Source organism: Rhodococcus olei, assembly GCF_039540555.1.
Classification (GTDB): Bacteria; Actinomycetota; Actinomycetes; order Mycobacteriales; family Mycobacteriaceae; genus Rhodococcus_G; species Rhodococcus_G olei.
The window spans coordinates 92,135-101,108 of the sequence record NZ_BAABFB010000040.1 but is presented as its reverse complement, the minus strand read 5'-3'; the positions used below and the strand labels follow the sequence as shown (position 1 = coordinate 101,108).

Here is an 8,974-nt window from a genome sequence, read left to right as displayed (position 1 = left end):
AGAGTAGGACACCGCCGTACATATCATCCCCGGGAGGCCCGGGATCAGACTTTGTCTGGTCCCGGGCCTCCCGGCATTTCCGGGGACATTCCACCGTTCCCGAACCCCGCCGGCCCCGGCATGCGCACACCGGTTTTGCGCCCTACACCGGTGCGCAGCACCGACGAGAAGGGTGCATCGGATTGCCCAGGATCGGGACGTGAATCGGATACTCGGGGCGATGGACGCGAATCTGGCATCTCACGCATCGCACCTGCACTCCGCGATACCCGGTGCGCGGGTGCGGGTCGCCGACGACCTTCTGCTTGCGGACAGCGGCCTGCACGACGACACCTTCAATCTGGTCTGTCGTGCGCGATTCACGACCGACGACGCGCCGGGGCGGGTGGAGGACACCGCCACATTCGTGCGCGCGACGGGGCGCCCGTTCTCGTGGTGGGTGGGCCCGGCGTCGACCCCCGCGGATCTGCGTGCCCTGCTGACGGTGCACGGATTCGTCGAGCAGGAATCCGAATCGGCGATGACCGCATCACTTTCCGACGTCCCGGCTCCCGCCGCCCGGTCGGATCTGCGGGTCGAGACCGTCCGCGATCGGCGGACGCTCCGCGACTACGCGTCACTGATGGCGGCGAACTGGACGCCGGCCTCGGCCACCGTGGTCTCGTACTTCGACACGGCCGCCGAGGCGATCCTGCGTCCGTCGTGCGCGAGCACCTTCGTCGTCGGGTACCTCGACGGACGTCCGGTCAGTGGCGCCGAGGTGCACATCGGTGATGGTGTCGCCGGCCTGTACGGCGTCGTCACTCTCGACGAGTTCCGTCGCCGCGGTCACGGCACCGCGGTCACGCTGGCCGCCCTGGACGTGGCACGCAGGGCCGGGACGCGGATCGCCGTCCTGCAAGCGAGCTCCGAGGGGGCACCGGTGTACACCCGGATCGGATTCACCGCCGTCGGTCGGTACACCGAGTTCGCACTCCGATCTGAGCGGCCGTAGCCGGAATCACTCGGGCGGCTGCATACCGGCGGTATTCACTCGGCCGCAACGGCGGTATAGTTGCGTAATGCAACACGAACTGGCTGTTGCACAGGTACACGAGGAGCTCGTGCACCTGGTGCGTCAGTTGATGACCGGTGATCGCGCCGATTCCGACGGCCCGACGTTCGCCCAGCACTCGGTGCTCTCGTTCATCGAGAGGAATCCGGGGTGCCGGGCCACCGAGATCGCGGAGGCGTTCGGGGTGCACCGTTCCACGGTGTCCCGGCAGATCCGCGGATGTCTGGATCACGGATGGGTCAGCGCGGAGGCGGGCCCCGTGCGCGCCGGTCATCCGCTGACCCTCACCCCCTCCGGCCGCGACGTGCTGGCCGCGGCCGGCGCGCAGCGACTCGCCGAGGTCTCCGGCCGCGTTCGGGGGTGGACGGGCGACGACGTCGAGCAGTTCGCCCGGTTGCTTCACCGATTCCGCACGGCCACATCAGATTCCAGTCCCGACAACAGCGGAGGCGACCCGGATGCGTGAGTACGCGACCCCGCCCACCTTCACCATCTCCGACGACGACGCCCTCGTGCGGTCGGTCTACCGACATGCCCGCGAGACCCCGGAACTCGTGCTGTTCTCCCGGCTCCGCGGCGAGGAGTGGGTGGACGTCACGGCCGCCGAGTTCGCCGACCTGGTGACCGGGGTCGCGAAGGGCCTGATCCGGAGTGGGGTGCAGCGCGGGGATCGGGTGATCCTGCTGTCCGCCACGCGTTTCGAGTGGACGCTCCTGGACTTCGCGATCTGGGCGGCCGGGGCCGTGTCGGTTCCCGTCTACGATTCGTCGTCCGCGGATCAGGTGCGCTGGATCGCCGAGGATTCCGGCGCCCGGGTCGCGATCGTGGAGACCGCCGCCCACGCCGAGTCGTTCGTGGGGACCGACGTCCGTGCCCTGCAGATCGACGATGCCGCGGTCGAGGCACTGCTCGCCGGCGGTGCCGAACTCGACGACGCCGCGGTCGAGCAGCGGATGGCGGCGGTCCGGGTCGACGACCTCGCGTCGTTGGTCTACACCTCGGGTACCACCGGTCGTCCCAAGGGATGTGAGCTGACCCACCGGAACTTCCTGTCCGAGGTTCGCGGGATTCTCGCCGCCAGCATCGGCGAGGTCGCGCGGCCCGGCAACCGGATGCTGACCTTCCTGCCGCTGGCGCACGTCCTCGCGCGTGCGGTGTCGCTCGCGATGTTCGAGGCCGGTGGTGCGCAGGCCCACTGGTCGAACTTCGGCACGATCGTCGGGCAGTTCGGGCGGTTCCGCCCGAACGTGATCCTCGGCGTGCCCCGGGTGTTCGAGAAGGTGCGGGACGCGGCGGCGCAGCAGGCGGCGGGCAGCCCGCTGAAACAGCGGATCTTCGGTTTCGCGGAGGCTACCGCCGTCGAGTACAGCGAGGCCGTCGACGCCGGTGGGCCGTCACTGTGGCTGCGGGCCAAGCACGCCCTGGCCGACCGGCTCGTGTACGCGAAGTTGCGGCGAGTGCTCGGCGGTGAATGCTGGTGGGCGATCTCCGGTGGCGGTGCGCTGATGCCGCGGCTGGGACACTTCTTCCGCGGCGTCGGCGTGCCCATCTTCGAGGGTTACGGACTGACCGAGTCGACGGCCGCGCACTGCGTCAATGTGCCCGGCGCACAACGGATCGGCAGCGTCGGGCAACCGCTCGGCGGAAACGCGGTCCGGATCGCCGAGGACGGCGAGATCGAGCTCCGCGGCGGCGTGGTGTTCGGTGGGTACTGGAACAACGACACCGCGACAGCCGCCGTCTTCGACGGACCCTGGTTCCGCACGGGCGATCTCGGTGCGATCGACGAGGACGGCTATCTGACGATCACCGGCCGCAAGAAGGACCTGCTGATCACCGCCGGAGGCAAGAACGTCTCGCCCGGGCCGCTCGAGGACCGGATGCGCTCGCACGCCCTGGTCTCCCAGGCGGTGGTGGTCGGCGACGGACGCCCGTTCATCGGCGCGCTGGTGACCGTGGACCCGGACGTGTTCGCGACGTGGCGGGCCGAGAACGGCAGGTCCGAGAACACCACGGTCGCCGACCTGCGCGAGGACGCGGACCTGCGCGCCGCCGTGCAGGCGGTGGTCGACGACGCGAACACCACCGTCTCGCACGCGGAGGCCGTGAAGCGGTTCGTCATCCTGGCCCGCGACCTGACCGAGGAGAGCGGCGAGCTCACCGCGACGTTGAAGATCAAACGGAACGTCGTGGCCGAGCGTTTCGAGGCGGAGATCGAGTCGCTGTACTCGTGAGTCCGGCGCCGCGCTCGATGTGCCACGCGGAACCCGGCCTACCAGAGGGTGTATGCGCTGTCCGACACCGTGAAACCGTGACCGGCCGAGCTGGCGCACGTCACACCGCTGCGTTCGTCGACCGTGCAGGTGAAGCCCTGCACCCGCAGGGGCGAGCCGTACGGCAACGCCCGGGCGGGAGCGTCGAAGCGGTGGAACGCGGGATCGCCGGACTCGTAGAACTCGCCCGGCACTCGACGCGGTCACCCGGACCGCGTTGGGTGCCACGGTGCCGGACCCGGCCGACCGCGGCACCCGCGGTGCGGTACTCGGCAGCGCGCCGTGACACCCGGCGACCGGCGTCGGCGCGGTGACGACGGCGCACTCGAATTTCCCGCTGGGACTGGTGAAGTAGTACGCGCCACTCTCGCGGCCCGTGTACTCCGCGACCTGCGCGGCGGGTGCGGCGCTGGTGGTCGTCGTGGTCGTCGTGGTCGTGCGCCCGGCGGTCGGCGGGGTGGTGGACAGCGTCGGCGGAGCGGCGTGCCCCACCGTGGGTGCGGCGGCGCCGTCGGTCGTGGTGGAGCAGGCGCCGACCAGCGTCGCGCAGCTCACCACCGTGAGCAGCAGGTGGATTCGAGGGGACCCCATGCGCGTCATGGTAGGGCGTACCCGTCTCCGGGCCGCCGCCGTCTCCGTCGGTGCACACCCGCCGTCCGGCCGGTGTGGGACCGCTCGACGTCGGCCCACCGGGAGAATCGGGTCGCGGTCGGCGACAGCGTGCGATCCGCCTTGGTACGTTGGCGACGAACCTGACCGCACGTGGGAGGGAGGCGCTCGTGCAGAGCAACGAGGACGGCGCATCGACGGGGTTGACGGTGCCGGTGACCGGGGGAGCGGTTCGCGGGTACCCGGAGGGCTCGACGGTCGTGTGGCGCGGTGTGCCCTACGCGTCCGCCGGTCCGCAGCGCCGATTCCGGGCCGCGGGACCCGTCGCGGCGTGGGACGGTGTACGCGACTGCCGCGACTTCGGTCCGATCGCGCCGCAGGCGAAGGCGATGCAGGTCCCGATGGACCCCAGCATGGTCCAGGACGAGGACTGCCTGTCGCTCAACGTGTGGGCACCGCGTCCGGACGGTGCGCGGCGGCCGGTGATGGTGTGGATCCACGGCGGCGCCTACTGCGTCGGGGCGTCGTCGCAGACCGTCTACGACGGACGTCACCTGGCCGAGACCGGGGACCTGATCGTCGTCACCGTGAACTACCGCCTCGGGGTGTTCGGGTTCCTGGACCTGTCGTCGTTCGGGGACGGGTTCGAGTCCAACATCGGGCTGCGGGACCAGATCACCGCGCTCGCGTGGGTGCGGGACAACATCGCGGCCTTCGGCGGCGACCCGGGCAACGTGACGGTGTTCGGCGAGTCGTCGGGCGCCGGATCGATCACCACGCTGATGACGTCGCCGCGCGCGGAGGGGCTGTTCCACCGGGCGATCGCGCAGAGTGCGCCCGCGACCTCGGTGTACGGGGCGGAACGCGCCGCGGCCGTGGCGGCCCGGTTCCTCGAGCTGGCCGGGGTCGGCCCGAGGGACGCCGGCCGGCTGCGGGAACTGCCGTTCGAGGAGTTGACCCGGGTCGGGGACAAGCTGCTCGACGAGGTCGTGACGACGGTTCCGGGCACCCTGGCGATGGCCCCGGTGGTGGACCGGGAGCTGGTCCCGCGCTACCCGGTGGCGGCGTTCCAGAAGGGGTATGCGCACCGGATTCCACTGATCATCGGCACCAACCGGGACGAGGCGTCGATCTTCCGGCTGACGCGGTCGCCGATCATGCCGGTCACCGCGGACACGGTGAATCAGATGTTCACCGCGATCGCCGCCGACCACGCGGACCTGCCGCCGGAGCGGATCGCCGAGATCGTCTCCGCGTACCCGGACTTCGCGAAGTCCGCGGGCGCGATGGCGGTGTCGCGGGACGCCGCCTTCCGGATGCCGTGCCTGTGGATCGCGGATGCGCACTGCCGGCACTCACCGACCTGGGTGTACCGCTTCGACCACGCCACACCGATGCTGAAGGCCGCCCGGATCGGGGCCGGCCACGCGACCGAATTGCCCTATGTGTTCGGCAATTTCGGCACCCTCAACGTCGATCCGACGTTCTGGCTGGGTGGCCGCAAGACGGCGGTCGAGGTGTCGGGGCGGGTGCAGCGCCGGTGGCTGGCGTTCGCGCGGCACGGGGTTCCCGCCGCGCTGGACGCGTCCAAGCACTGGGCCCGGTACACCGAGGAGACGCGGTCCACGCTGCTGATCGACAAGACCGACACCCTCGCGTCGGACCCCGACCGCGACCTGCGCGCGGCGTGGGGCAACGAGGTGATGGGGTTCAGCTGAGCGGACGGTAGCGTCGTGGGCATGAGCAAGCTGGACGAGGTCGGGGACCGGGAATCGTGGCGGTGCTGGCTGTGTGACGAGCCGGTCGACCCGAACATGTCCGTCAACGACCCGCGCGGACCGAGCGTCGACGGCATCTTCGCCACGAAGAAGGGCAAGGGCGGGCCGGAGCGGCTCGCGCACCGCGCCTGCAACACCAAGAAGGGTGCCGTCGCCCCGGTCGTGCCGTGGCCGGATTCGCTGTTCGTGATCGACCCCGCGCCGATCATCGGCACCGTCGAGCGGCTGACCCGCAAACCCGGCCGGGTCGCGGTCGCGCGGTGCCCGTCGCAGGCCGACGCGGAGGACGCGTCGGCCTGGCTGCTGGACCGGCTGTCCCGGCTCGCCCCCGAGCTGGCGTTCGAGACGAGCATCGAGTCCGGTGGTGGCGGGTTCCTCCTGGTGCTGCGTCGCTAGGGTCGATCCAGGTCGCGGAGGGCGGGCAGCGCGAAGCAGACGGCCGCGATCACACCGACCGGGACGGCGAGGACGAAGAAGGTCGTCTGCAGCCCGACCGCGTCGATCAGTGGTCCGGCCAGCAGGTAGCCGAGCGGTCCGGCGGCGTACGCGGTCGAGGTCATCACCCCGACGACGCGACCGCGCATGTGCTCGGGACTGTGGGTCTGCATCGCGTGGTTCGCGATCGGCCCGACCGGGCCGTACACCAGTCCCACCGCGACGGCGAGGGTGAGCGTGACCCACAACGGCGGCAGGAACGCCATTCCGACCATGCACGCCCCGAGCACGGACACCGCGATCAGCATCAGGGTGCGGCGCCGCACCCGGGCCGCCAGAGAGCCGTAGGCCAGTGCGCCGACGACACCACCGACGCTCATCGCCATCAGGACCCACCCCAACTGCGCGGGCTGACCGAGGTCGGTGAAGTGGACCGGGAACAGGACGCTCTCGACCGGCATGTACAGCGCGACGATCACCATGTCGACCAGCGCGAGGGTGCGCAGCAGCCGGTCGCGCCACACGAACGTCAGGCCCTCGAGCGTGCCCGACCACATCGACGTCGGTCGCGTCGCGCGGTCCGGGACGCCGGCGCCGTCGAGTCGCAGGAACGCGATCGTCGCGATCGAGCCGGCGAAACACGCCGCCGTCACCCACAGGGTGTTCACCGCACCGACGGTCGCGATGAGGACACCGCCGACACCCGGACCGATCAGATAGGCGACGTTGTAGTTCGCCTCGTACAGGCTGTTGACGCGGTCCAGCCGCCAGCCCGCGGCCCGCGTCGCGGCCGGCAGCATCGACTCCCGGGCCGAGATACCGGCGGGGTCGAACGCGGCGCCGAGCGCGGCGAGCACGGCGATCACCGGAACCGACAACCCGACCGACGCCGCGCACACCGGGATCAGCGCCACCGACACCGCGGACAGGCAGTCGGACACCAGCGAGGTGCGGCGGCGGCCGAAGCGGTCGACGACGGTGCCGGAGAACAGCGACGACAGCAGCAGCGGCAGCGTCGCCGCGCCGGCGACCACCGCGGCGTCGGTCGCCCGGCCGGTCTGCTGCAGCACCAGCCACGGCAGCGCGACGACGGTGATGCCGTTGCCGGTCGCCGACAGCAGCGTCGCGAGGTTGACCAGCAGTAGCGGGGAGAGGCGACGGGTGTCGGCCACCGTCTGCGTGGTCATGGCGCGGTTCCTTCACGTGGGGGAGGGCACCGTTCGACGCTAACCCGGTGCCCGGGTCGCGCGCGACCGAATTTCCCGCGCGCGGAGCGCTCAGTGACCGCCCGGCTCGGCGCCGAGTCGGGCGCACGCCTCGCGGTACAGGGCGACCACCTCGGTGCGGATCGACGCCCGGTCCGTGACCGGGCCGAGCCACGGAATCCGCACCGACCGCTCGGTTCCGTCCACTGTCGCGACCCATTCGCCGGCCTGCGTGTCGAGTCCGGTCATCCGGGCCGCGGTGGCGCCGCGCTCCGCGAACGCGCGCACGATCGCGAGGTTGTCGGCGGCGTGATCGCCGTTCATGTGCCCGATCACCGCGGCGGTCACGGCGTCGTCGAAGGTGCTCATGGTCGCCATCGTACGGACGCACCGCCGCCGTGGCCCGCGCGTGAAATTCCACCCGGGAAGGGCGAATCCCACTCACGGGCGCGAAGCGCTGTCAACCCTTCCGATCGAGGGGTCCGCTATGGCTGGGCAGGTCCGATTCCTGCCCCTAGTTTCGGTGTATCGAACGATCAGATCCCGAACAGGAGCCGAAATCCGATGTCCCGCAACCGACTGTCCCGTACGAGCGCCGCGCTCGCGATCATCCCCGTCGTCGCGTTGGCCGCCGCGTGCGGGTCCGGCGGTGACGGCGACGCGGCGGCCGCGGAGCCGACGTTCGTGCTCAAGGTCACCGACGGCGGCAACGCGGGCCCGCTCGCCGTCGCCAAGCGGGACGGCACCTTCGACGCGGCGCTCGCACCGCTCGGCGCGAAGGTCGAATGGGTCAACGCGCCGCCCGCGTTCAGCGCGAACCTCAAGCTGTTCAACGCCGGCCAGCTCGACGTCTCCGGCGGCGCCTACAGTCCGGTCGTCGGCGCGCTGTCGAAGGACGTGGGGGTCCGGATCATCGCGGTCGCCGATCCGGTGGATCAGGATCAGGCCGGCATCATCGCCGCACCCGGCTCCGGGGTGAAGGAGGTCAAGGACCTCGTCGGCAAGCGCATCGCCGTCAACCCCGCAGGCAAGGGCGAGTACATCACCCTGAAGGCACTGCGCCAGGCGAACGTTCCGTTCGACCAGGTCGAGAGGGTGCCGCTGCAGCCCTCGGACGCGGCATCCGCGTTCTCCACCGGCCAGGTCGACGCCTGGGCGTCGTTCAACGATCCGTACCAGGAGGCGAAGGCCCGCGGCGGCGTCGAGATCGCGACCGAGGCGAGCATCGACTCGAAGGACAACACGATCGTCGCGTTCCGCACGGAGGTGCTCGAGCAGCGTCCCGACGTCGCGGCCAAGTACCTGGAGACGCTGCAGCAGCTGACCGAACGGCAACGCAGCAACCCCGAGGACTTCCAGAACGTGTTCGAGAAGGCCGGTCCGCGGGCGCTGTCGGGCGACCGGCTCGCGCGCGCCGTCGACCTCGGGCGCCGGGCATCGGTGCCGCACTATCCGACCGCCGCCGACGCGGCCGACCTGCAGGAGGTCGCGGACCTGTTCCACCAGAACGGAGTCACGGCCCGGGCGATCACGGCCGCCGACGTCTTCTATCCGTTGCAGGACAAGCTGGCCCAGGCGCCCGCCGCGCAGAACCAGCCCGCTCCGACCCCGGTGAGCTGA

Annotated in this window: 9 protein-coding genes; 6 read left to right on the top strand and 3 right to left on the bottom strand. The window is 70.9% G+C overall.

Annotation, left to right across the window (positions count from 1 at the left end; all coding sequences use genetic code 11):
* Positions 1 to 199 precede the first annotated feature (199 nt).
* The 3 genes from ABD951_RS12690 (at position 200) to ABD951_RS12680 (ending at position 3,288) form a co-directional block, all read left to right on the top strand.
* Positions 200 to 994: a GNAT family N-acetyltransferase gene (locus tag ABD951_RS12690; protein WP_345345274.1), complete on the top strand. Its 795-nt coding sequence runs from the start codon at positions 200 to 202 to the stop codon at positions 992 to 994.
* A 67-nt stretch (positions 995 to 1,061) separates the two neighbouring features.
* On the top strand, positions 1,062 to 1,520 hold the full coding sequence (locus ABD951_RS12685) for a MarR family winged helix-turn-helix transcriptional regulator (RefSeq protein ID WP_345345272.1): 459 nt from the start codon (positions 1,062 to 1,064) through the stop codon (positions 1,518 to 1,520).
* Positions 1,513 to 3,288 carry an AMP-dependent synthetase/ligase gene (locus tag ABD951_RS12680; protein ID WP_345345270.1) on the top strand — a complete coding sequence of 592 codons (1,776 nt, stop codon included), beginning with the start codon at positions 1,513 to 1,515 and terminating at the stop codon, positions 3,286 to 3,288. The genes ABD951_RS12685 and ABD951_RS12680 overlap by 8 nt, the downstream gene beginning before the upstream one ends.
* Positions 3,289 to 3,326: 38 nt before the next feature.
* Here the strand turns inward: ABD951_RS12680 and ABD951_RS12675 are convergent, their stop codons facing one another.
* On the bottom strand, positions 3,327 to 3,521 hold the full coding sequence (locus ABD951_RS12675; protein ID WP_345345268.1) for a hypothetical protein: 195 nt from the start codon (positions 3,519 to 3,521) through the stop codon (positions 3,327 to 3,329).
* A gap of 585 nt (positions 3,522 to 4,106) precedes the next feature.
* Here ABD951_RS12675 and ABD951_RS12670 point away from each other — a divergent pair.
* Together ABD951_RS12670 and ABD951_RS12665 are read left to right on the top strand one after the other, a co-directional pair.
* Complete coding sequence (locus ABD951_RS12670; RefSeq protein ID WP_345345266.1) at positions 4,107 to 5,654, top strand: carboxylesterase/lipase family protein; 1,548 nt, start codon at positions 4,107 to 4,109, stop codon at positions 5,652 to 5,654.
* Positions 5,655 to 5,675: 21 nt separating this feature from the next.
* On the top strand, positions 5,676 to 6,110 hold the full coding sequence (locus ABD951_RS12665) for a hypothetical protein (RefSeq protein WP_345345264.1): 435 nt from the start codon (positions 5,676 to 5,678) through the stop codon (positions 6,108 to 6,110).
* On the opposite strand, the gene ABD951_RS12660 is transcribed toward ABD951_RS12665, so the two are convergent.
* The gene (locus tag ABD951_RS12660; protein WP_345345262.1) at positions 6,107 to 7,336 is read right to left on the bottom strand and encodes an MFS transporter; all 1,230 of its coding nucleotides are present in this window, start codon (positions 7,334 to 7,336) and stop codon (positions 6,107 to 6,109) included. The two genes, ABD951_RS12665 and ABD951_RS12660, sit on opposite strands and share 4 nt — an antisense overlap.
* Before the next feature lie 90 nt (positions 7,337 to 7,426).
* Positions 7,427 to 7,723 (bottom strand): DUF2470 domain-containing protein, encoded by a 297-nt coding sequence (locus tag ABD951_RS12655; protein ID WP_345345260.1) that lies wholly within the window; start codon positions 7,721 to 7,723, stop codon positions 7,427 to 7,429.
* 195 nt (positions 7,724 to 7,918) lie between these two features.
* Here ABD951_RS12655 and ABD951_RS12650 point away from each other — a divergent pair, with 195 nt between their 5' ends.
* Positions 7,919 to 8,974: an NrtA/SsuA/CpmA family ABC transporter substrate-binding protein gene (locus tag ABD951_RS12650; protein ID WP_345345258.1), complete on the top strand. Its 1,056-nt coding sequence runs from the start codon at positions 7,919 to 7,921 to the stop codon at positions 8,972 to 8,974.

What these genes read in the sequence shown, in the direction of transcription:
- ABD951_RS12685 (WP_345345272.1), top strand. Translation starts at nt 1,062, where the DNA reads ATGCAACACGAACTGGCTGTTGCACAGGTACACGAGGAGCTCGTGCAC.
- ABD951_RS12680 (WP_345345270.1), top strand. Translation starts at nt 1,513, where the DNA reads ATGCGTGAGTACGCGACCCCGCCCACCTTCACCATCTCCGACGACGAC.
- ABD951_RS12665 (WP_345345264.1), top strand. Translation starts at nt 5,676, where the DNA reads ATGAGCAAGCTGGACGAGGTCGGGGACCGGGAATCGTGGCGGTGCTGG.
- ABD951_RS12660 (WP_345345262.1), bottom strand. Translation starts at nt 7,336, where the DNA reads ATGACCACGCAGACGGTGGCCGACACCCGTCGCCTCTCCCCGCTACTG.
- ABD951_RS12655 (WP_345345260.1), bottom strand. Translation starts at nt 7,723, where the DNA reads ATGAGCACCTTCGACGACGCCGTGACCGCCGCGGTGATCGGGCACATG.
- ABD951_RS12650 (WP_345345258.1), top strand. Translation starts at nt 7,919, where the DNA reads ATGTCCCGCAACCGACTGTCCCGTACGAGCGCCGCGCTCGCGATCATC.